We start from the raw sequence: 25,713 nt of genomic DNA on the forward strand, positions 1-25,713 counted from the left end.
CATCTCTGTCTTAGTAAACGTTTTCATTTCACTTCAAAAGCTGTCTTGCGATGACCATTCTTTGAATTTCTGACGTTCCTTCGCCAATCTCCATCAGCTTTGCGTCACGAAGCATGCGCTCAACACCGCATTCCTTCATATAACCGGAACCGCCATGAATTTGGATGGCCTGAAGACATGTTCTGACGGCCATTTCTGAAGCATAAAGCTTGGCGAATGCAGCTTCTTTCGTAAATGGCAGGTTTTGATCCTTCAGCCATGCCGCTTTAAGCACCATCTGTCTGGCAAGGTCAATTTCCATCGCCATATCGGCCAGCTTAAATTGAATGGCTTGAAATGACGATATCGGACTGCCGAACTGCTTGCGTTCCTTCGCATATGACAGCGATGCCTCCAGTGCGCCTTGAGCGATACCGACAGCCAGTGCCGCAATCGAGATCCGCCCGCCGTCTAATGTATATAAAAATTGTTTAAAACCTTTTTCAGGATCACCGAGCAGGTTATCGGCAGGCACCCTGACATCCTCCAGCACAAGTTCGGCCGTATCCGACCCTCTCACACCCATCTTGTCGTACGGATTTGTGATCGTAAATCCCGGTGTGTCTGTCGGGACGATGAGAGCTGAAATGATCGGTTTTCCGGCGGAGTTCTTTCCCGTAACGGCGGTGACAATGACCGTGCGGGCGTAATTTGCGTTTGTGATCCAGCATTTCTCTCCGTTTATCACATAGTCATCGCCCTTTTTCTCGGCTTTTGTCTGGGTTCCGCCGGCATCGGAACCGGCATTCGGCTCTGTCAGCCCGAATGATCCGAGCGCTTTTCCCGAAGCAAGCGGAATAAGATGTTCTTGCTTTTGTTGGTCAGTACCGAAATAGTATAATGGGCTTGCGCCGAGTGACACGGCCGCCGCGTAGCTCAGCCCCGTGCTGCCGCAGGCTTTTCCGATTTCTTCGACCGCTGCTGCATATGAAATGGTATCACCGCCCGCCCCGCCGTATTCTTCCGGAAACGGAATTCCGAGCAGCCCGAGTTCGCCTATTTTTTTAAATGTGTCTATCGGGAAGACGGCCGATTGATCAACCTCATGGGCTTTCGGGGCAATTTCATTTTTGGCGAAATCTCTGACCATTTCGCGCACCATCTGCTGTTCTTTTGTCAGTTGAAAATTCATTAACCTTCCTCCTTCTGCTGCTTTCTACATTTTATTAATGGGGGTCTTTATTCATTCCATCCAAATAAAGTCTGAACATTCGGACTCATCCGCTGCAAAAAAACTGACAGCGCCGCAACTGTCAGTTTTATTAATAATGGCTATTTAATTGTCCGTTTTGCGGAGGGACGGCTCTCATGGTGAAGCCTGTCAACGGAAGTAACGAAATAGGTGCAGGCTTCTTTCGCCCGAATATCAGTATCTGAAAATGTCTGCGTCCGTGACGATGTTTTTCTGACTGTATCCACTAAATAAGGCTGCTTTCCCTTTTCTGCGCGGTAAATGGCGTAATAAGCCGTTTTTTTACCGTTGGATTTCGCATCTTCAATATAGAGTGTATGGCCTGAAGCGTTCTTCTCCGCCCGTTTGACAGCCGGTTTTTTTAAAGCGGAATGTCCGAGCCAAGGCATCTCGGGAATTAATGCGGGCCGGCTGTACATGTCTTTGATCAAACGGTTTTTCACATCGAGCGGATTACGGTTTAAATCCTTTAAACTGAAATGCATGCTGCCTTTTATCCATGCTGATCCCCTGTTTAGAGTAATCTGCCTTCCGTATTCCCCCGGGTCGGTCCAGGCCGGATCAGCGTTGTTGTTGATTTTATAAGCTGCCTGCCCGATATATAAATGCACCGGCCGATTGTTCACTTCTTTTCCCCACCAATCCGCTAAGACGTCATATGCCGCCGCTTTAAATCCGATGCTCCAGTAAATTTGCGGTGCGATGTAATCAATGTATCCTTTTTGGATCCATTCTCTCGTATCAGCATATAAATCATCATAGTTCCGCACCCCGGCGGCCGTTTCGGAGCCTGTCGGGTCATCTGCGGCATTTCTCCATACGCCGAACGGGCTGATTCCGAATTTGACATAAGGTTTTTCTCGTTTGATGGTTTGGTTGATTTCTTTTACAAGCCGGTTGACGTTATCCCGGCGCCAGTCATCAATTGATGCAAAGTGAGCTTTTCCGTACCGTTCGTATTCCGCCTGATCGGGGAATTCCTGTCCGGCAATTTTATAAGGATAAAAATAATCATCCATATGAACCGCATCAATGTCATAACGGCTGACCACCTCTTTGATTCCATCCGTTATAAATTGTCTTACTTCCGGAATGCCCGGATTATAGTACAGCTGTTTTCCGTATGCAGCGACCCAGTCCGGATGCGAACGCGCGGGATGATCATCTGAAAGCGCATTCAAATTTGTGTGATTCATCGTGATCCGGTAAGGATTGAACCAAGCGTGAAATTCAAGATTCCGTTTATGTGTCTCTTCAACTAAAAAAGCAAGCGGATCGTAGCCGGGATTTTTGCCTTGTGTTCCTGTCAGATACTCTGACCAAGGCCCGTAATCTGATGGATAAAAAGCATCAGCCGCAGGCTTAATTTGGACGATAACGGCGTTCATTCCCATCTCCTGAACGTCATCCAGCAGCTTGCTGTATTCTCTTTTTTGCTCTTCCGGTGACAGCCCTTTTTTAGAGGGCCAGTCGATATTGGTGACAGACGCGATCCATACGGCTCTCATTTCTCTTTCCGGCTGAGTGCCGCTTGCTTGTGCGGATGCTGAGAATGTAAAGATGCCGGCTGTCAGTACAACGGCCAAAAACCATATCATGCTAAAACGGCAGCTTTTCATGTTTTTCCCCCTCTCTGCTTTACGGTATTCCGAAGCATTCCGGGCGGTGAATCAGAAAGCCTGCTTTGCTCCTCTCAGCCTAAAAGGGAAAGAAAAAAGTCCTAAAGCGAATCAAAACGCTTCAGGACTTTTTATGTTTCATAGCGGCGAGCACGTCAATGACCTTCGTTCCGACGCCGACACACGTTTCAAGAATGGCCTGCGCTCCGGCGATGGACAAAATGAAAATAACCGGATGTGCATAGCGGGGCCAGACCAAGTAGCAGATGCCGATCAATATGGCGCACCAGACGCCCGCACACCAATAACATTGCAGCATATAACCGAATGCGGAGGAAGGGACTTTTTTTTGGACGGCGCGCCCGTTTTGATCGACGGTTTTTTCTTGCTTTATAAAGGGTTTTCTTATGAATTCCGTAATCTTATCAAATACGATCAAATGGGTCAGCCGGTAGCTGGCAAGAATGATCATTACATACGTAAGCCAAGATAGGTTCGTCATGTCAAAGCCTCCAAAAAAACTGGTTTGATTCCCCTATCTTGCCCTCTGTCATCCTGAACCATTCTGCCGGATGTTACAGATTCCGCGCCAAGCGTCTTCCGCTGTTTGCAATGATGTCCAGTATGATCTCAGCATTCTGCTGTGCAAAGGCGGGTTCAAACATATCTTTATGGGCGCCCTCGCCTTGATATTCCTGATAGAGTCCCGTTGTGGCGCCTTCCCATTTCATCGGCTCGGTCTTATCACTGTGCTCTTCCTTTATGCCGGCCTCGATAAAATGGAGGTTTGCCGCGATTTGGCCGTCATTTATCAGTTCCGCCCAGTACGTTTGATAGCGCTCTGTTTTTCGGATGACCGCTTCCCTGACGGCTTCCGGGACATTTTCGGCTGTTGCGTTTGTTGGCTGCGGCGGCAATGTGTCAAGCTTTCTGTACGCGTCTGCGATAATGACGTCGCTGATTTCTAAGCCGCGCTTTTCCATCGCTTTTGCCGCCTCGAATGCCGTATTGCCGCCTGCCGAATATCCGAAGAGTATATAAGGGCCTTCCGGCTGGATTTCCAGCATTTTATCAATGTATTGTTCCATTCTGCTGTCTTCTTCAATAAAGTTAAAACCGTACACAGCAGCCCGTTCGTTTAATGCCGCCGCAAGATCTTTAAAGAAAATCCCGAAACCTGAGATAGGCGGAAAACAGAAAAGATTTCGGCCTTTCGGCTGGTTCAGTCTGCTGATATGCTGCTCTGCAGCTTCTGTCAGTGTGTTTGAATACAGCTTTTCAGCCAATTGTTCAATTGTCGGATATTCAAATATCATTTCAATTGGCACATCCATCTGCTGCCTGGTCTTCAGCTGATGAATCACTTGCAATGCTTTCAAAGAATGGCCGCCCAGCTCAAAGAAGTCATCCTGTATGCCCAGCTCCCTGCAGCCGAGGATCGGCGTCCAAATGTCGATCAGCTCACGCTCTACCCAGTTTCGTGGCGGAACGGCTTTTGATGACGTTTTTTTCCGTTCTGGCGCAGGCAGCCCGCGGCGGTCCACTTTGCCGTTTGCGGTAAGCGGCATACGGTCAAGCTTCATCACATACTGAGGAATCATATAGTCGGGAAGCGACCTGGCCAACAGGGATCGAATGGCTCTTTCTTCAACATGTGCGCCTGTATAATACGCACAAAGGATTGCTTCTTGTCCTTCGTCTGACACGATGACTGCCGCTTCCCTGATTCCATCAATTTCAGTCAAGCGCGCTTCGATTTCGGCCGGCTCAATCCGCTTCCCGCGAATCTTGAATTGGCGGTCGATACGGCTGATGTATCCGATGCTTCCATCAGGCAGCCAGTGTGCCAAGTCGCCTGTTTTGTAGATCTTTTCTTCAGGATGAACCGGGTGGCTGACAAACGCTTCACTTGTTAAGTCAGGCCTGTTTAAATAGCCTTTGGCAACCCCGTCACCGCCGACACAAAGCTCACCGGGCACGCCGATCGGCGCAAGTCCGCCATTTTTATCAATGATATACGCGGTTGAATTGCTGATCGGTTTTCCGATTGGGATCGGCTGAGAAAAATCGTGCCTGATTTCGTAAAAGGTAGAAAATGTCGTATTTTCTGTCGGTCCGTATATGTTATAAAGGCTGAGATTCGGACAGCGGTGTCTGACCTTATTGATGAGCGCCGGGGACAATGCTTCTCCGCCGACATATAAGGTGTGCAACCCAGAAAACATCTCCGGATCTGCCTGGGCGAACTGGTTAAAGAGCGCCGTCGTCAAAAACAGAATCGTAATACGGTTGGAAGAAAGATAATTGCCGAACCTCTCAGGGGCAAGCATTGTCGAGCGGTCAACCACATGAAGACATGCTCCGTTCAAAAGCGCTCCGAAGATTTCAAACGTCACTGCATCAAAACCGATGGACCCTGTCAGAATGAGACGGTCCGACATGCCAGCCGACGTGTAATTGCTGTTTGACACGAGCGATACGACGTTTCGGTTGGAAATCATCACGCCCTTCGGTTTTCCTGTTGAACCGGATGTATACATAATATAGGCAAGGTCATCAGGTGCTGTATCGGTATTCAGTTTTCCCGCATCAGGTGTTTGTTTTTCAGCTGCAGCCGGGATAGAGATGATGTGAGAAAAGTCAATGTCAGTCTCAATTCCTTTTTGTACCGTTAACAGCTGTGCTCCGCTCTCAGTGAGCATATCGGCGATCCTGTCGGTTGGCAGTTCTGCATCAAGGGGAAGGTACGTCCCTCCCGCTTTCAATACAGCCAGAACAGCGATGACAAATTCCGGTGAGCGTTCGGCCAGAATCCCGGCAATTCCCTTTGGCGCCAGACCGTTTTCCAGCAGGGTGCGGGCGAATGCAGTTGACCGTTCATCGAGCTCCCGGTACGTCATCGTCAGCCCGCCGGCGTGAAGCGCCTGATGGTCCGGGGTTTTCTTCACCTGTCGGCTGAACAGGCTGATGATGCTTTCATCTCTTTCATAAGTTGTTTTCGTGTCATTAAATTCGCCGATTATTCTTGATTTTTCCTTTTGTCCGAGCATCGGAAGCCGATCAGCGGGAACATCGGGATTGAAGGCGGCGCCGCGCAGAGCTTCTTCCAAGTGTCCTTTTACGCTCTCTATCCATACTTCATCATAAACGTTCGCATTGTAGCTGAATTTGATGAGCAGCTCATCGCCAGGCGCTATGATGAGGTTAAAATCGTAGCCCGATTGTTCCGAAACGTTGACATTCCCGATCCGGAACGGTGCATCCGATTCCTTTTCCGCGTCTTTCATCTGCTGCTGAATCGGATAATTTTCAAACACGATGATATGGTCGATTAAATCCTGTTTCAGCTCAGTCTGAGATTGGATGTCAGCAAGCGGATGATAACTGAACGCCTCTGAGTCAAGCATTTCTTTCTGCAAGCGCCCCAGCAGTTCTCTAAAGCTTTCGTCACCCGTTTTAATGCGTACCGGCACGGTATTGATAAACAGACCGATCATGCTTTCCACGCCGTCAATGACGGAAGGCCGCCCTGATACGACGGCGCCGAATACGGCATCGTCCGTCCGGTTGTAGCGCTGCAGCATCAAGCCCCATACAGTCTGCATAAGAACCGCGAGCGTAGCCCCCTCTTCTTTGGCGATGGTTTTCAGCCTGTCTGTCAGGTTTTGATCTAAAGAAAACAGGAGCTCTTTCTTACGGTAGCCTTTTTCCTGGGGACGGGCCGATATTTTCGGGAGTCCTGTGGGTGTCTCGCAGCCTGCTAAATATCCTTTCCAATATTCAGAAGCCGCGTCTTTGTCCTGATCAGTCAGCCATGTAATATAAGTGCTGTAAGGCTTTGCGGGCGCCAGTGTGACGGGTGAGCCTGATTCAATCGCCCGGTACATATGCATGAATTCCTGAAGGACGATGCCGAGGCACCAGCCGTCCATAAGGATGTGATGGTGGCTCCAGACGCATACATATTTTTCGTCACCCGTTTTAAACAAAGAAACACGCATCAGCATATCCTTTTGCAAGTCAAAGCCTTTTAAGCGGTCACGTTCCTTAAATCGCTGTAAATAGATGCTCTGTTCCGCTTCGTCCAAATGTGTAAGATCTTCGCGGTGCAGCCGGAATTCCCGCTCACGCAGCACAACTTGGCGGGGGCCGTTCAGCTGAGCGACATGAGGTAAAAAAACCGTTCTGAAAATATCGTGGCGGCTGATGACAGACTGTACGCTTTGCTCAAACAATTCCGGACGAAGCCGGCCTTTTATGGTGAAGACGGATTGCTCGATATATGCAGCCCCCTCCTTTTGCAGAAAGGAATGAAAAAGCATTCCTTCCTGCATTCGGCTGAGGGGATAAATGTTTTGGATATTTTTAGTTTTGTCCATGTGTTCCTCCCGCTCGATTTTAGTGGAAGCTGAGTAAGTCGGCAATATCCTGCAAGGCTTCCTCAGTCAGCTCCCGATCATCAAAGTCACTGACGGTCTTCTCCGTATCGGTTTTGCTGAGGCAGTGTTCCGACAGTTTCAGGAGATAATACCGGCAGCTTTCGGACAGCCGTTCGATCGTATCTTGCCGGAAGCGCTCCGTTTCATAGGAAATGCTGACGGTCATCCGGCCTTTTGCCGCAATCGCGCTGATTTCAAGTGACTGCTCCCGTTTCCATGTATCTGTCACATCATCTCCGCCTCCCAAAGGAGAAAACTGAAACGCGTCAGGCTGTTCCGTTTCTGCCGGGTTCCCGCCGGGCGCATCGAATTGTCCGAGATAATTAAAGCTGATCTCCGGTGCTTTCCCGAAAGTCATTCCGGCAAGCTTCGGCGGTGTTAAATATTTGAGGACGCCGTATCCGTTCCCTTTATCCGGAATGCGCCGCAATGTGTCTTTGACGGTTTTCAATGTGCGAATTTCATATTCTTCAAGAGGTTCATAAGCTCCGCTCCGGAAAAGCACCGGGTAAATGGAAGTGAACCACCCCACTGTCCTGCTGATGTCCGCACCTGCCTGCTCCGATTGGCGTCCGTGCCCTTCAAGGGCGATTTTCAAAGCGTGCCGCGGCGACCACTTTTGAATGGCAAGCACGGCGGAAGCCAAAAGCACATCTTGCGTATCCGTATTGTAGGCGCTGTGCACATCTTTCAACAGGGCGTCCGTTTCACTTTCTGTCAGAGTGAAGGATACCGTGTTCCGTTTTTTTGCAGGAGTTTGAGATAAATCTGCCTGTTCGTAAGGAAGACTTTCTGTTTCATAGTGTTCAATCTCCCGCCAATACTCCGCCTGCTGAAGAAGCTGTTTACTTTCGGCATAATCGGCCAGCTGCTCCGTATATGTTTTGAATGACATGGTTTTCTGAGGGAGTTTGATTTCCTGTCCAGAGATGGCCTGTTCATAAGCAGAAGCCAAGTCTTCCAATAAAATCCGCCATGATATCCCGTCGACAGCGAGATGATGGACCGTCAGAAACAAGTAATCTTCTGCTTCAGAGCGGAACAGCCCCGCCTGTACCAGCGGCCCGTTCTCTAAATCCATGTTTCTCTGAAGCTCTGCGACGCGGCGTTTTACAAAACGTTCCTTCTCATGCTCATCGCCTTCCATTTCTAATATGGTCAGGCTGTAAAGCTGCTCATCTGCGAGGTCAGCCGGTCTGTTGAAGAGGAGAAGACCTTTCTCTTCGTCTTTTATGCAGACAAGGCGCAAGGCATCATGATGTACGGTAATGGCTTTTAACGTTTTCCTCAGAGCCCCTTCATCTATTGAATTTGCTCTCGTCAGCATGACGGACTGGTTAAAATGATTTGCTTCCTTCATGTCTTGTGTGAAGAACCATTTGTGAATCGGCGACCACTTCACTTCTCCTTCTGCAGGAGCTTGGCTGACCGGCTGCCGCTCTGTACGGACATAAGGCGCCAGCTCCCTAATTGTCGGCCGGCTGAAAATATCTTTTACGGCGATCTGTTTTCCTGCCTGATGTAATCGGGCTGATACTTGCAGGGCTTTGATGGAATCGCCGCCCAGTTCAAAAAATGATTGATCCGCGGCAATGTTTTCAGTTCCGAGCACTTCGCTCCAAATCGCGGAAAGCTCTTTTTCCATGTCGCTTTCAGGCTCGGTAAATGCCCGTCCGGTGTGCGCTTTTTTCCGCGGCTCAGGAAGCGCGCGGCGGTCAAGCTTCCCGTTCGGTGTGACAGGCAGGGCTTCAAGTGTTTCAAAGAACGCCGGCACCATATAAGCGGGCATTTCATTTCTGAGCGCCTGCTGCACGGTTTCACTTTCTGTTCCTTCTTCTGTCACGATATAAGCGCATAGTTCCGTTTGGCCTGCTGATGCGGGCAGAGCGGTGACGGCTGCTTCTTTGACACCTTTTATGCCTGTTAAGGCGGATTCAATTTCTTTCAGTTCCACCCGGTAGCCTCTGATTTTGACTTGCTCGTCCATTCGGCCGATATATTGCAGCGTGCCGTCCGGCAGCCATTTTGCCAGGTCGCCCGTGCGGTACATGCGCCGGTTCTTCTGGAACGGGTCTTGGACAAAGGCTCGGGCCGTTTGCTTAGGAAGATTGCGGTACCCTCTTGCAAGGCCGGAACCCGAAATGCAAAGTTCTCCCGTTACACCGATCGGCTGCGGATGATCTCCGTTTAAAATATAAACGTGTGAATGCTCAATCGGACGGCCGATCGTGATGTTCTCACTTTGTTCTATATGTCTTGCCGCTGTAGTGGCGACGCTGTTTTCCGTCGGGCCGTACTCATTGGCAAGCTCCGTGTGTGGACAAACTGATAAACTGCGGCTGATAATGTTTTGGTCGACGGCTTCTCCGGCTAATGTGACAATTCTGAGAGACTCTGCATCCCCCGGCTCCAGTACGTCAAGCAGTGTACGGTACAGTACGGGAACAATGATCATGTGAGTGATGCGGTAAGATGCAAGATAGTGTTTAATAGCAAGAATATCTCTTGCTTCATCTTCGGCTAAAACGGCCGCTTTCGCACCGGAAATCAGCGGTGTGAACATGCTTGTTACAAACCCGTCAAATGAAAATGAAAAGAGCTGAAGAATCGTATCTTTCTCATTCAGATCATAAAATCCGCTTCGCCATTGAAGGGTTTGGCTGACGGATCGATGTTCGACCATAACCCCTTTCGGCCTGCCTGTCGTTCCCGATGTATAAATGATGTAAGCCAAATCTTCCGGTGCTGATAATGACTGGACCGGCGAAGCATCCTGTTCTTGGATATCCTCCAGTGCGAGCACTTCACCGTTAAAACGATCAGGCACTTGTTCTATCGCACCGTGTGCGGTAAGGAGAAGCGCTGTGCCGCTGTCTGAGATGATATATTGCTTGCGTTCCTCCGGATATTCAGGATCTATCGGGACGTAGGCTCCTCCGGCTTTCCAAACCCCGAAGACTGCCGCTACTTGTTCCGGCGATCTTGGTATCACAATGCCGACGGCTGCATCAGGTCCGATCTGCCGTTTTTGCAGGGCTCTGGCGATTTTATTCGACCAGTCATCTAATTCTTTGTATGTGATCAATGTTTCCCCGCTGATAAGGGCCGCGGCATCAGGTGTTTTTCGCGCCTGGGTGATGAACAGTTCATGAACTGTTTTTTCAGGCAGCTGTTGATCCGTCATGCCGTTAAAGTCCGAAAGAATCCGGTTCCGTTCCGGAGCAGTCAGCATGCTGATCGCTTGTAAAGAAGTTTCCGGTTCACGGACAATGTGTTCAAGCATCGTCATAAAGTGGGAAGCCCAGCGCTGCATCGTTTCTTTCCGGAATAAAGACGCCGCATATTCAAACAGAAAATGAATCTGTCCCCCGCCTTCAGAAGCCTGCAGAGTGACATCAAATTTGGAAACCGGACGGGACACGTCCGCATTCTGAATATGCAAACCGTCCAACAGCAGTTCCTCATGCTCTATATTCTGGACGACAAGCATGGCGTCAAACAGCGGATTGCGGCTTGTGTCCCGCTGCACCCCGAGCCGTTCCACCAGCTCTTCAAACGGGTAGTCCTGATGCTCATACGCTTCAAGCGCGGCCTGGCGGACTTCCGCCAAATAATCAGTAAACCGTTTGCCTCCTTTCGGCTCCGTTCTGATGGCGAGCGTGTTGACGAACATGCCGAGAATCGGTTCAAGGTCTTTGTGCGGACGCCCGGCAATCGGCGAGCCGACGATGATGTCTTCCTGCCCGCTCAATCTCGCGAGTAACGTATTGTACGCGGCGAGAAGCACCATATACAAAGTGGAGCCGTAATCCCGGGCGATGCGGTGAAGGCCGGATGCCGTTTCAGCGTCAAGCGTGCACGATACGCTGCCGCCCGCAAAGCTTCTGACAGCCGGACGGGGCTTGTCAGCCGGAAGCTCAAGCACCGGAAGCTCTCCTTCAAGCCGCTTCAGCCAATAGGCTTCCTGCTTCTGGTACTCTTCTTTCTCCTGAAATGACCGCTGCCAGACGGCATAGTCTTTATATTGAAGGCGCATCGGCGCAAGCGAACGGCCTGCGTACAGCTCGCCGAATTCTTTAATCAAGGTGTTGACGGACACACCGTCAGAAATAATATGATGCATATCCGTTAATAATAGATGGCGTTCGTCTGATTCTTTCACGAGAGCCGCACGGAAGAGCGGCGCTTCCTCCAGACAAAACGGCCGGACGAATGCGTCAGCTGACTCGGCCTCATCCAGCTGAAACGGTACGCTGTCATGGATGCGCTGCACCGGTTCGCCGTCAGGCCCCGTTTCAAAGGACGTTCTAAGCGACTCGTGCCGCTCCACAAGCTCCCGGAACGTCTCCTCCAGCCGGATGCGGTCAAGCGGGCCCGTCAGTTCCAGCACAGCCGGCATATTGTAGCCGACACCGCCGTCTTCAAGCTGCTGGAGCACATACATCCGTTTCTGCGCCGAAGACACCGGATAGGTGTCCTGTTTTTTCGCAGGCTGAATCGCTTCATACGGGCTCTCTTCCAAATCCTGAATGACCGAAGCGAGCTCTTCCACCGTCGGCCGGGCGAAGATGTCCTGTAACGGCACCTGAACACCGAACTCTTTGGCGATGCGGGAGACGAGAGCCGTCGCTTTTAACGAATGGCCGCCCCGCTCAAAAAAGTGATCCCGGATGCCGACGGGGCCGTTTTTCAGCACCTCTTCCCAAAGGGCGCAAAGCTTCATTTCCGTGACGTTCCGCGGGGCGGTGTACGCCTGTCTGTCTGCCGCTCCGCCGGGAGCCGGCAGCGCGCGGCGGTCAAGCTTTCCGCTCGGTGTGACCGGCCATTCGCTCATCTCTATAAACTGAGCCGGCATCATGTAGACCGGAAGGCGTGTCGCAAGCTCCGCCCGCACGTCATCGCTTTCCCGTCCTTCGATATAGGCGTAAAGCGCGGTTTCGCCGTGTTCGGTCCGGGCGGTGACCGCCGCCTCACGAATGCCGTCGATGCGCCGGATCGCCGCTTCGATCTCTCCCGGTTCAATCCGGTAGCCGCGGACTTTCACCTGTCCGTCTGAACGTCCGAGCCATTCGACTAGGCCCTCTTCTGTCCAGCGTGCGATATCGCCCGTCTGATACATGCGCTCTCCCGGATAAAACGGATCATCGAGAAAACGCTCCTCCGTCAGCTCGGGCCGGTTCAGATAGCCCCGGGCCACCCCTGTCCCCGCGATGTACAGCTCTCCGATACAGCCCGGCGGCAGAAGCCGTTTCTTTTGATTTAAAAGATACAGCCGCATGTTATGCCCGGAAATGCCGATCGGAACATTGTGAAATTCTTTTCCTTGCGGCAAATCAAAGTACGCCGCTTCTACTGTCGCTTCCGTCGGACCGTAGGAATTTGTCAATTCCGTTCCCGGCAGAAGGTCATAAAAACGGGAAACCAGGTGCGGGCCCAATTGTTCGCCGCCGGCAAAAACCCTTTTTAAGCAGGTTTTTTTGATCGGCTGTTTTCTGGAATTTATATATTCCAAGAAAGCATGAAGCATGGATGGCACAAAATGAGCCGCCGTTATGCGGTTATTCTCCAATGCGTTCAGTATCATTTCAGGGTCTTTCTCGCCGCCTTGCGGAAGGAGGAAAACAGAAGCTCCCGCGATCGGCCACCAAAACAGCTCCCAAATCGAAGCGTCAAAAGAGTATGATGTTTTATGCAAAATGATGTCAGAATCACTTAATCCATAACGCGTTTGCAGTGAGTATAAAAAGTTTACGGCTGACCGATGTTCAACCTGCACGCCTTTTGGGCGTCCCGTAGAACCGGATGTATAGATGATATAAGCCAATGAATCAGGTTTTACCGGAACGTTAGGGTTGGCCGCAGCTTCAAGGTTTCCTGTTTGTCCGCTTTTCAGAGAGATCGTTTCTCCCTCAAAAAGATCTGGTGCGAAAAGTTCTGGTTCTGCCAGTAAGAATTTCACGCCGCTGTCTTTCAGTAAAAAGCGAATCCGCTCTTCCGGGTAATCCGGATCAATCGGCAGATATGCACCGCCTGCTTTTAAGACAGCGTAAATGCCGATCATCATGTCAGGAGAACGCCGGCCCATAATGGCAGTTTTATCCTCCAGCCTTATCCCGCGCTTGATCAGCTGGTGCGCAAGCTCGTTTGCCCTTTCGTTCAGTTCCTGATACGTAATCGAAATGTCATCAGTTAAAATTGCCGGACGGTCCGGCGTTTTTTCCGCCTGCTGTTCCAGCAGATCATGAAGAGACTGATGAAGCGGAAACGCTGTTTTCTGAAAGGGGCTGAAATCTTGAAGCAGAGACACTTCTTCTTTTTCTGTCAAAACAGAAATATCGTCTAATTCCAAGCCCGGATCAGCCGCGGCGTTTTCGGCAAGTGTCGTAAAAAATCCCGCCCATTTTTGAATCGTTTTTCTCTCAAACAAATCGGTGCTGTATTCAAACTGGCAGTACAATTCACCGGCGTTTTCAGAGATGTACAGTGATAAGTCAAATTTAGAAATCGGCAGGCTGACGTCTGCCGGCTGCAGTTCAAGTCCGGCTGCCCTAAGCTTCTGCTGTTCCATATTTTGCAGCGCAAATGTTGTGTCAAACAGCGGATTTCGGGACATGTCCCGCGGCACACCGAGCTTATCGACGAGCTCTTCTAACGGGTAATCCTGATGTTCGTAAGCCTCAAGCGCTGTTTGGCGAATTTCCTTTAAATATTCTTTGAATGTCATGCTTCCGTCGGGACGCGTCCTGAAAGCAAGCGTATTGACAAACATGCCCAGAACGGCGTCAAGGTCGGCATGTGGCCTTCCTGCAATCGGAGACCCGACGATCATATCTTCCTGTCCGCTTAAACGGGCTAACAGAACTGTGTACACACCGAGCAGCGTCATATACAGTGTGCATTTGTTTTCTTTCGCCAGCTTTTTCAACTGTGCTGTATGTTTTTCATTGATGACAAATGACACCCGGTCACCGGAAAAGCTCCGCACCGGGGGACGCGGCTTATCAGCCGGCAATTCAAGCACGGGAATCTCACCGGCAAGCCGGTTCAGCCAGTACTCCTCTTGTTTCCGATATGCGGCGCCCGCCATAAATGATTGCTGCCAGACGGCATAATCTTTGTATTGAATCCGTAACGGCGGCAGACTTCTCTCAGCATACAGCTCACTGAATTCACGTATCAAAAGATTGACGGATACGCCGTCTGAAATAATATGATGCATGTCAGCTAAAAGCAGATGCCGGTCTTTTTCTATTTGGATAAATCCCGCCCGGAAAAGGGGCGCTTTGCCGAGATCGAACGGCCGGATAAACGCTTCGGCTGATTGTTCTTTTGTAAATGCAAACGGCACGTCGTCATGAATCCTCTGCACAGGCAGGCCGTTTTTTTCTTCAAAGGACGTTCTGAGCGGTTCATGCCGCCGGATCAGTTCCTTGAACACGGCTTCCATCCTGTCTCGGTCAAACGGCCCCTTCACCTCTAAAACGGCTGGAATGTTATAGCTGACACCGCCATTTTCAAGCTGGTGAAGGACGTACATCCGTTTTTGGGCGGATGAGACAGGATATGTTTCTTTCATTTCTGTCTTTTCTATGGATGCGAACGGGTTCTCTTCTGCTTCACTGATGATTTTGGCGAGTTCTTCTACAGTCGGATGGCTGAAGACATCGCTCAGCGGGATTTGCACACTGCACTCTTTAGCTATTTTTGCAACGAGTGCCGTCGCCTTTAATGAATGGCCGCCAAGCTCGAAAAAGTGATCGTGAACGCCGATCGGTCCGCTTTGAAGCACTTCTTCCCATATGCGGGTAAGCTTCAGCTCCGTCACATTCCGGGGAGCTGTATATTGACGGCCTGCGGCGTACGCCGAAGCTTCCGGAAGGGCCCGCTGATCGACTTTTCCGTTCGCAGTGAGCGGAATTGAGTCAACAAAAGCCCATTTGACCGGAATCATATAATCAGGCAGCTCTTTCGCCAAATCTCTTCGCAACTGAGAAGGATCAGTCGCTTGTGAGACGCTGCAGTAGGCGCATAATTCATTTTCGCCCGACTCATTCGTTTGAATCAGAACGGCAGCTTCTTTCACGGCATGATGATTTGCCAGGACGGTTTCAATTTCCTTCGGTTCAATCCGGTACCCTCTGATCTTCACTTGATCATCTGTCCGGCCGATGTATTCAATTTGGCCGTCCGCACGCAGTCTTGCCAAATCTCCGGTCCGGTACATGACGGCGTCCGTTCTGAACGGATCCGGCAAAAATTTCTCTTCGGTCAGCGCCGGATTGTTCACATAGCCTCTTCCTGTATTCGCCCCGGAAATATACAATTCTCCCGCAATTCCGAGAGGCTGAAGCTGCCTGTTTTTGCTGAGAATATACATCTTGTTATGATGGATCGGTTTCCCGATCGGCGGATGTTCAGGTATGTCATCTCCCGCAGAAATCGTATAGGTTGAAACCACATGAGTTTCTGACGGGCCGTAATGATTATGCAGATGCATACCGTGTAAACGGAGCGTCTGCCTGAACAAACGCGAAACGGTCAGCTGCTCCCCGGCCGTAATGACATGCTTCACACAGCGGGGAAAAGACTGTGCATAACCTTCTTCATTGAAAAGCATTTTGACAAACGCAGTCGGGAAAAACACAACTTCCGTGTTGTGCTGATCAATAAACGAAAACAGCTGAGAAACGTCCCGTTTGATTGATTCGGGCACGATACAAAGGGTGCCGCCGCTCAAGAGTACTGAAAATAACTCCTGATAGCAGACGTCAAACGCCACAGATGCGTACTGCAGCACATTTGTGCAAAAATCAATGTCTGTGTTCGTCAATTGGTGAGAAAGCAGGTTGGCCATATTTTTATGTTCGAGCAGCACACCCTTCGGTTTCCCTGTCGTTCCCGATGTATAAATCATATAAAGAAGGTCGTCCGCCGTATTAATGGATTGCACATTGCTTCCGTCCGCTTCCGTCCCGGCCTCTTCTATGTATGTAACTTGCAGCGCTTGTTCCGCGGGGACTGACTGATGCCGCTCTGTTACAACATGGACGCAGCCGCTGTTTTCAATGACATATCGGATACGCTCCTTTGGACTGCCCGGATCAATCGGGACAAAGGCGCCGCCCGCTTTTAAAATACCGAGAACAGCCGCCGCTAAAGAAGGGGAACGGCCGAGCATGACGCCTACCGGTTCCTCCCGCTTTAATCCGCGCTTTTGCAGCAGGCGGGCCAGCTTATTAGCCGATTCGTTCAGCTCTTTGTACGTCACTGACTCGCCTTCATACCGAATCGCGATTTGATCCGGTGTTTTTGCGGCCTGCCGTTCAAACATTGCATGAACCGTGTCATATACAGGCTTTTCGGTCTCTTCAGAAATCGGTGCAAGCAGCTGCGCTTTTTCCTCCGGGGTGATGATTTCAAGCTTGTCCGGCGTGATGTCCGGTTTGTCGAGAACCTGGGAGACGATGTGTGCTAAATGGCCTTTGATATTTTCAATAAATTGGCGGTCATACATGCTTGAATCGTATCTCATTTTCAAATGAATTTCGTCACCCGGCGCCACCATAAGATAAAAACTGTAATTGGTTTCGTCTTCCATGCTGAAATCATGGATGTGAAAAAGGTCTTTCGTGTCCCCCTTGCTGTTCAGCACATCAAGCTCCTGTTCAACCGGATAATTCTCAAAGACGAGAATGTGGTCAATTAAGCCTTGTTTTACCTGTGAATTCGCCTGTATGTCATAAAGCGGATGATAGCTGTATGCCTGTCCTTTCAAAGCATCCTTTTGCACATTTTTGATCAGCTTTTGAAACGGGATGTTTGCCCCGCTGATCCGGACAGGCACGGTATTAATAAACAGGCCGATCATTCGCTCGATGCCTTCGATTTCAGACGGCCTTCCGGAAATGACAGAACCAAAAACCGCATCTTCTGTCTGGTTATACGCCTGAAGCAAAATGCCCCAGAGCGTGTGGAAAATGGTGCTCAGCGTGACCTCTTCTTTTACGGCCAGCTCTTTCAGCTTAGCCGTGTCCTCTTTTGAAAAGGAAAACGTCACTTCCTCTTGTCTGCTTTCGCCGGCTTTTTTCTGCTTCGGCAGAACAGTCTGCTGCTCAAAGCCTTCAAGGTACCGCTCCCAGTACGAAGCGGCTTTTTCTTTATCTTGCTCCATCAGCCACTTGATGTAGGTCCCGTACGGCACAGCGGGCTCAAGCGTTAACGGTGTCCGGCGGAGCCGCGAGGCGTATATCTGGAAGAACTCTTTCAGCACGATTCCGAGACACCAGCCATCCATAATGATGTGATGGAAACTCCATATGCACGTATATTCACATTCACCGGTTTGAAGCAGCGTCACCCGCATCAGCATGTCTTTTTGCAGATGAAATCCTTTCTTACGGTCTCTTCGTTTGGCTTCTTCAATATGCTTGATTTGATCAGCCTTGTTTAAATTGGTGAGATTTTCCTCAATGATGCTGACGTTCCGCTCTTTTAATACGACCTGCTGCGGCACTGACACGTTCTGGCTGATAAAGATCGTTCTGAAAATATCATGTCTTTCGAAAAGGGCATGAACGCTCTCTTCAAACACGCGGGTTTTAACCTTCCCCGTTATTGAAAAGGAGGCCTGCTCGGCGTAAGCCTGTGATTCCTTTTGCAGGAGAGAATGAAAAAGCATTCCTTCCTGCATATAAGACAGCGGATAAATATCCTGAATTGCATTCTTTTTTGTCATGTTATAATCTCCCCGTCGCCTTTTTCTACAGTTCCTCGACAAAACTCGCTATGCTGTCCAAATCATCAGATGTTAACGTTTTGCTGCTAAAATCACTAACGGTTTTTTCTGCTTCCTCTTTGCCGGTGCAGTGCGCCATAATATCACGCAAATATTGCTGTAAAGTTTGCAGCAGCTGTTCCATCGTTTCTTTGCGGAAGCGGCTCGGCGGATAGCTCAAACTGAAGTGAAGTTTGTTTTGTGCGGCCATCGCGCTCATTTCCACCGCTTGTTCCCGCTGCCATGTCGGCGTGATGTCGTGCCCGCTTGCAAGACCGGACAGACTGAACGTGTGCTGATCTTCTGTATCATTGAATTGCCCTAAATAGTTAAAGCTGATTTCAGGCGCTTGTCTGAAGCGGATTGTTTTTTGTTCAGGCGGTGTCATGTATTTTAAAATGCCGTAGCCTATTCCTTTATCCGGTATTCTTCCGAGTGTGTCTTTGACCGTTTTTACCGACGTTCCAAGCTCAGCGCCTGCTGTGTTCAAGTCAATGAGCACCGGATACATGGAGGTAAACCAGCCTACGGTGCGGCTGATGTCGAGCTCCGGCATGATGTGCTCTCTCCCGTGCCCTTCCATCGCGATGCGCAGTCTGCCGCCCCCTGTCCAGTCCCGTAAAGCCAAAGCTGCGGCAGTCAGAAGAATATCTTGCGTATCGGTATGGTAGGCCCGGTTGACCTGCTGAAGCAAAACGGACGTTTCTTCTTCTGTAAGCGTAAAGCTTACCGTTTGCCGAATGCTGTCGGCTCCAGTCTGATGCTGCGGTTTTTCATAAGGAAGTTCGGCGGCTGTTTCTTCTTCAATAAAACGCCAATATTCTTCTTCACGCATCAGCTTGCTGCTTTTTGCGTATTCTGAAAGCCTTTCAGCGTATTGCTTAAACGAATCGGTCTTTGGCGGAAGCTGGACCGGCTGACCTTTTACGGCTTGAGTGTAAGCGGCAGATAAATCCTCCAGCAAAATACGCCATGACACTCCGTCAACCGCCAGGTGATGTACGGTGATGAATAAATAATCCCCGGACCGGGTTTTGAACCAGCCGGCTTTTAATAACGGGCCTTTTTCAATATCCATCCGCTGTTGGAGCGCAGCCACTTCAGTTTCTATTTCTCTTTCCCAAGTATCTGTCTCAGACAGATCCCAAATGTCCAAGCTGTACAGTTCATCTTTTTGAATACCGTGATTGATTTGTCTGAAACTTTCGTTTTCTGCACTGACGGTGATCCGGAGTGCATCATGATGAATGACAAGATGCTCCAAGGCTTCTTTGAGCGGCTGTTTATGCAATGCGTCAGAGCTGAACATCATGACGGACTGATTGAAATGATTTCTGTTTTCCATCCGCTGTGATAAAAACCACTGCTGAACGGGTGTCCAAGGAATGTTTCCTTCCACCGGCCGCTGATCGATAACTCTTTCCGCTTTCCGGATAAGAGGCGCGAGCTCCTTAATGGACGGATGCCGGAATAAGTCACTCGCCGTCATTTTCCACCCATAGCGTCCGAGCCGTGCGGAAACTTGCAGCGCTTTGATTGAGTCGCCGCCCAATTCAAAAAATGAGTCCTCAATCCCGACTTGTTTTGTGCCGAGCACTTCCTGCCAGATCACGGAAAGCTGTTCTTCAAGCTCATTGCGGGGAGCTGTGTACGCGGTTTGAAGCGCGAGCTCCGGTTCGGGCAGATTTTTCCGATCCAATTTACCGTTCGGCGTAAGCGGCAGCTTCTCAAGTTCCATCATATAGGCCGGAACCATGTAATTCGGCAGTTGCTTAGACAGTGAAGAACGCACTTTTTCTGTATCCATGTCCGCCTGCAGACTCATATATGCGATCAGTTCTTTATTGCCGGACTGCCCGGTTCTGACTGACACGACAGCTTCTTTCACGCCGTCCAGGCTCCTCAGTGTTGCTTCAATCTCTCCCAGCTCGACCCGATAACCGCGGATTTTCACTTGATCATCCATCCGCCCGGCATATTCGATCGTTCCGTCCGGCAGCCAGCGGGCTAAATCTCCGGTGCGGTACATCCGTTCTCCGGGAACAAAAGGATTGGGGACAAATTTTTCTTCCGTCAGCTCAGGGCGGCCGAAATATCCTCTTGCCACACCGTCTCCGCCCGTGCACAATTCGCCGATGACGCCGATCGGCTGCGGTGTTCCCCTGCTGTTTATGATATATGCGGTTGAATTTCCGACAGGGCGCCCGATCGGGATTGAATGATCGTATGATTGTTCAATCAAAAAGCAAGTCGAGAACGTCGTGTTTTCAGTCGGTCCGTATCCATTCCATACTGAGAGATGCGGCAGCGCATTCCGAACCCGGTTTACATGGCTCGGGGACAGTGCTTCCCCGCCGATAATCAATCGGGATAATCCGGAAAACACGTGTTCATTTTGTTCTGATAAATGGTTGAACAGAGACGATGTCAGCCACAGTGTCGTAATGCCGTTTTGCTGTATAAATGTTTCCAGAACATCAGAGTCGAGATAGGTTTCCTGGTCACTTACATATAAAGAAGCGCCGTTTAAAAGCGGACCGAATATTTCAAATGTCGTAACGTCAAATCCTAATGATGAAGTAAACAACAGTCTATCTTCCGGCGTAAAATCAATATAATTGCTGTTTTTCACAAGGCGGATCACGCTTCGCTGTTCAATCATGACGCCTTTTGGCGCACCTGTTGATCCGGACGTATAAATCATGTAGGCCAACGATTCAGGTCCGCCGAGCGGTTCGGGATTTTCCGAACTCAAGCCGGCCTTTGTTTGAATATCCTCTATGAATAAACGTTTTCCTGAAAGCGGCAGACCGTCAAGTTTATCAGATTGGAGAAGAATATCAGCTTTACAGTCTTTAAGCATCCATTCAGCCCGTTCCCGCGGCACATCGTCACCGATAGGCAAGTAGGCGCCCCCCGCTTTTAATATTCCGAGGATTCCGGAAGCAAGCTCTGTTGTGCGGCCGGTTAATAATGCGACAACGCTTTCCGAACCGACGCCATTTGATCGGAGAGCCGCCGCTATTCTGTTAGCCCGTTCGTTCAGCTCACGGTATGTCAAGATTTGTCCATCATATACAACTGCCCGGGCATCGGGGGTTTCTTTTGCCTGCCGCTCAAATAAACGGCTGATGGTTTCGTGTCTTGGGTAATCGCTTTTCGTCTGATTAAACTGATAAATGACGCGATTTGTTTCAGCATCATCCAGTACGTGAATGTCACCAAGCGGTATCGCTTGGTTTTCAATTACTTTTGTAAGAATACGGGTAAAATAAGAAAGCCATTTTTCAATTGTCTGTTTTTGATAGATATCTGTATTGAATTCAAAATCCAAGCTGATGGAACCGTCAGACCCTTCTGACGCGTAAAGCGTGGCATCAAACTTTGCGGTTTTATGACTTGTATCCGCAGCTTGAGCCAAATGCAGCTTATTTAACACCAGGGATTCACGCTCCATATTTTGGAGCACAAACATAACGTCAAACAGCGGATTGCGGCTCATGTCCCGCTGCACCCCGAGCCGTTCCACCAGCTCTTCAAACGGATAGTCCTGTTGTTCATACGCCTCAAGCGCGGCCTGGCGGACTTCCGCCAAATAATCAGTAAACCGTTTGCCTCCTTTCGGCTCCGTTCTGATGGCGAGCGTGTTGACGAACATGCCGAGAATCGGTTCAAGGTCTTTGTGCGGACGCCCGGCAATCGGCGAGCCGACGATGATGTCTTCCTGCCCGCTCAATCGCGCGAGTAACGTATTGTACGCGGCGAGAAGCACCATATACAAAGTGGAGCCGTGATCCCGGGCGATGCGGTGAAGGCCGGATGCCGTTTCAGCGTCAAGCGTGCACGATACGCTGCCGCCCGCAAAGCTTCTGACAGCCGGACGGGGCTTGTCAGCCGGAAGCTCAAGCACCGGAAGCTCTCCTTCAAGCCGCTTCAGCCAATAGGCTTCCTGCTTCTGATACCCTTCTTTCTCCTGAAATGACCGCTGCCAGACGGCATAGTCTTTATATTGAAGGCGCATCGGCGCAAGCGAACGGCCTGCGTACAGCTCGCCGAATTCTTTTATCAAGGTGTTGACGGACACACCGTCAGAAATAATATGATGCATATCCGTTAATAAAAGATGACGTTCGTCCGATTCTTTCACGAGGGCCGCACGGAAGAGCGGCGCTTCCTCCAGACAAAACGGCCGGACGAATGCGTCAGCTGACTCGGCCTCATCCAGCTGAAACGGCACGCTGTCATGGATGCGCTGCACCGGTTCGCCATCAGGCCCCGTTTCAAAGGACGTTCTGAGCGACTCATGCCGCTCCACAAGCTCCCGGAACGTCTCCTCCAGCCGGATGCGGTCAAGCGGGCCCGTCAGTTCCAGCACAGCCGGCATATTGTAGCCGACACCGCCGTCTTCAAGCTGCTGGAGCACATACATCCGTTTCTGCGCCGAAGACACCGGGTAGGTGTCCTGTTTTTGCGCAGGCTGAATCGCTTCATACGGGCTCTCCTCCAAGTCCTGAATGACCGAAGCGAGCTCTTCCACCGTCGGCCGGGCGAAGATGTCTTGTAACGGCACCTGAACACCGAACTCTTTGGCGATGCGGGAGACGAGAGCCGTCGCTTTTAACGAATGGCCGCCCCGCTCAAAAAAGTGATCCCGGATGCCGACGGGGCCGTTTTTCAGCACCTCTTCCCAAAGGGCGCAAAGCTTCATTTCCGTGACGTTCCGCGGGGCGGTGTACGCCTGTCTGTCTGCCGCTCCGTCGGGAGCCGGCAGCGCGCGGCGGTCAAGTTTTCCGCTCGGCGTGACCGGCCATTCGCTCATCTCTATAAACTGAGCCGGCATCATGTAGGCCGGAAGGCGTGTCGCAAGCTCCGCCCGCACGTCATCGCTTTCCCGTCCTTCGATATAGGCGTAAAGCGCGGTTTCGCCGTGTTCGGTCCGGGCGGTGACCGCCGCCTCACGAATGCCGTCGATGCGCCGGATCGCCGCTTCGATTTCTCCCGGTTCAATCCGGTAGCCGCGGACTTTCACTTGTCCGTCTGAACGTCCGAGCCATTCGACTAGGCCGTCTTCTGTCCAGCGTGCGATATCGCCCGTCTGATACATGCGCTCTCCCGGATAAAACGGATCATCGAGAAAACGCTCCTCCGTCAGCTCGGACCGGTTCAGATAGCCCCGGGCCACCCCTGTCCCCGCGATGTACAGCTCTCCTGCCACGCCCGCAGGCTGGATGGTTCCTCCGCTATCTAATACATACAGACGGGCACCAGGAACGGGTTTTCCGATCGGAAGCCGCGTCCGTCCGCTGTCCCGTTTTCGGTCACAGACGTAAAACGCCGCATCAACCGTCGCTTCCGTCGGCCCATAGCCGTGAATGAGCACGGTCTCCGGCAGAAGATCGGCAAACCGGGCAGCCGTAAGCGGTGAAAGAGCTTCCCCTCCGGCAAACACGCGTGTCAAGGTTCTGCCGAGGCGTGTTCTTGTTTCCGCAGGCTCTGTTTCCAGCGCGTCTAAAAAGCTGTTGACCATCGCCGGAATAAAATGCGCGGTCGTCACCTTTTCTGAGGCAAACGCTTCAATCATCCGCACAGGATCTTTCTCCCAGCCGGCAGGAAGCAGATACACGGAGGCGCCGGACATCGTCCACCAAAACAATTGCCAGATGGAAGCATCGAAAGAAAAGGATGATTTCATCACGATAATATCCTCTTCCGTCAACGGGAACTGCCCTTGCATGCCGGATAAAAAGGCGGCGGCCTGACGGTGTTCAACAGCCACTCCCTTCGGTGTTCCCGTCGAACCGGACGTATAAATGATATAAGCGAGCGAATCGCTATCCGCTTCTTCAGAGACAGCCCCTGTCTCCGTCTCGCCTGTCAGAGAAGAAAGAGACACTTCAAGCGTCTCGCCGGAAAAACCGGAAACGGATAACCCCGGCTGTGCAAGCAGGATACAAGCGCCGCAGTCATCGAGCATATAGAGCAGCCTGTCCTCAGGATACTCCGGGTCAAGCGGCACGTAGGCGCCGCCCGCTTTTAACACGGCAAGCACTGAAACCACCATCTCCGGCGAGCGTTCAGCGAGCACGCCGACCATGCTTTCTTTGCGGACGCCTTTTTGGCGGAGCCAAACAGCGAGTCTGTCTGTGTACTGATCGAGCTCGGCGTACGTCAGCATACCGCCCGGAAAACGGAGCGCCGGACGATGCGGCGAAAGCGCGGCGCGGCGGGCAAACAGTCCGTGAAGCGTCGGAGCCGGCGGTTCAACCGTTTCTGTACGGTTAAACGCATCCAGCATATTTCTGGCTTCACACGCATCAAGCAATGCGATCTCGGAGGCGCTCATTTCAGGGTCGGAAATGACTGACTTCATCATATGCCGTAAAAATGTTTCGATATTCTTCATAAAAACGCTGTCGTATATACCGGTATCAAAGTTTAAGCGGATATAAAGAGAATTTCCCGGAATCACCTTTATGCTGCATCCGTAGTTTGTGACTTCCTCCATCGTGAAATCTTCTACCGCAAAATCAAATGAACCGGACTGACTCACATTTTCAATTTCACGCTGGGCCGGCACATTTTCAAACACGATAATGTGGTCAAACAGCGCTTGCTTCAAAGGGCTTTGCGCTTGAATGTCATACAGCGGATAATAGCTGTACGCTTCTGCTTGCAGCGTCTCCTGCTGCAAATGCCTGACGAGCTCCAGAAAAGAAAATGAACCGCTTTTCACCCGCACGGGAATCGTATTAATAAACAGTCCCACCATTTTTTCCACGCCTGCGAGATCCGACGGCCGGCCGGAAACGACAGAACCGAAAACGGCGTCATCACAGCGGCTGACACGCTGCAGCAACATGCCCCACAGTGCCTGGAACACTGTATTCAGCGTTGCTCCCGCCCTTGCCGCAATGTTCTTCAGCTCATTTGTCTGCTCTTCAGAAATGGTGAAAACCGCCTGCTCAAGTTCGCCATTTGGTTCCGCGGATTTTTTCGGAAGAGACGCCGATTGCTCAAGATCGGCAAGTCTCGTTTTCCAAAAAATCTCGGCTTCTTTACGATCCTGCTTCATGAGCCATTTAATATACTTTCCATATGGCTGAACAGGCTCGAGAGACGGGAGCCGTCCGTCTCCGAGAGATTGATAGATCATCAGAAATTCCTTCATGACAATTCCGAAACACCAGCCGTCCATGACGATATGATGATGGCTCCAGATACAAACATAGCGTTCAGGTGCTTTTTTCAAAATGGAGACTCTCATGAGAGGGTCTGATTGCAAATCAAAGCCTTTATCTTTATCTTCTTTTCTGAACCGGTCGGCATATTTATCTTGTGCCTTCTCGTCCAAATGAGAAATATCATGAAACTGAACGCGGCTCGGCCTGTTTTTCAACACGACTTGGCGGGGCTTCGCCACATTCTTATGAATAAATGTCGTACGGAAAATATCGTATCGTTCAAAAACAGCATCTATACTTTTTTGGAATCGTTCCCGGTCAAGCTGTCCGCTGATCGTAAACACCGCTTGTTCGAAGTAGGCTCTTGAGTCATGATCCAACAGAGAATGAAAAAGCATGCCCTCCTGCATAAAAGATAAAGGATATATATCTTGTATTTCCGGTTGCTGCCCCATTGCGCCACTCCTTT

The 25,713-nt window shown here is 50.6% G+C and carries 6 protein-coding genes; all 6 read right to left on the reverse strand.

Features of this window, described 5'->3' with window-relative positions; genetic code table 11:
- Positions 1–28: 28 nt before the first annotated feature.
- Positions 29–1,171 (reverse strand): acyl-CoA dehydrogenase family protein, encoded by a 1,143-nt coding sequence (locus tag JNUCC22_RS09330; RefSeq protein ID WP_007410118.1) that lies wholly within the window; start codon positions 1,169–1,171, stop codon positions 29–31.
- 140 nt (positions 1,172–1,311) lie between these two features.
- Positions 1,312–2,850 (reverse strand): glycoside hydrolase family 10-like protein, encoded by a 1,539-nt coding sequence (locus tag JNUCC22_RS09335; RefSeq protein WP_216062308.1) that lies wholly within the window; start codon positions 2,848–2,850, stop codon positions 1,312–1,314.
- A gap of 121 nt (positions 2,851–2,971) precedes the next feature.
- Positions 2,972–3,352, reverse strand: coding sequence for a DUF1360 domain-containing protein (locus JNUCC22_RS09340; protein WP_007410116.1), 381 nt, complete (start codon positions 3,350–3,352; stop codon positions 2,972–2,974).
- 73 nt (positions 3,353–3,425) lie between these two features.
- Positions 3,426–7,229, reverse strand: a complete 3,804-nt coding sequence (locus JNUCC22_RS09345) for a non-ribosomal peptide synthetase (RefSeq protein WP_216062309.1) — start codon at positions 7,227–7,229, stop codon at positions 3,426–3,428.
- Positions 7,230–7,248: 19 nt separating this feature from the next.
- Positions 7,249–18,024, reverse strand: a complete 10,776-nt coding sequence (locus JNUCC22_RS09350; RefSeq protein ID WP_216062310.1) for a non-ribosomal peptide synthetase — start codon at positions 18,022–18,024, stop codon at positions 7,249–7,251.
- Positions 18,025–18,049: 25 nt separating this feature from the next.
- On the reverse strand, positions 18,050–25,699 hold the full coding sequence (locus JNUCC22_RS09355) for a non-ribosomal peptide synthetase (protein ID WP_216062311.1): 7,650 nt from the start codon (positions 25,697–25,699) through the stop codon (positions 18,050–18,052).
- Positions 25,700–25,713 lie beyond the last annotated feature (14 nt).

Source organism: Bacillus sp. JNUCC-22 (assembly GCF_018861275.1).
GTDB lineage: Bacteria > Bacillota > Bacilli > Bacillales > Bacillaceae > Bacillus > Bacillus velezensis.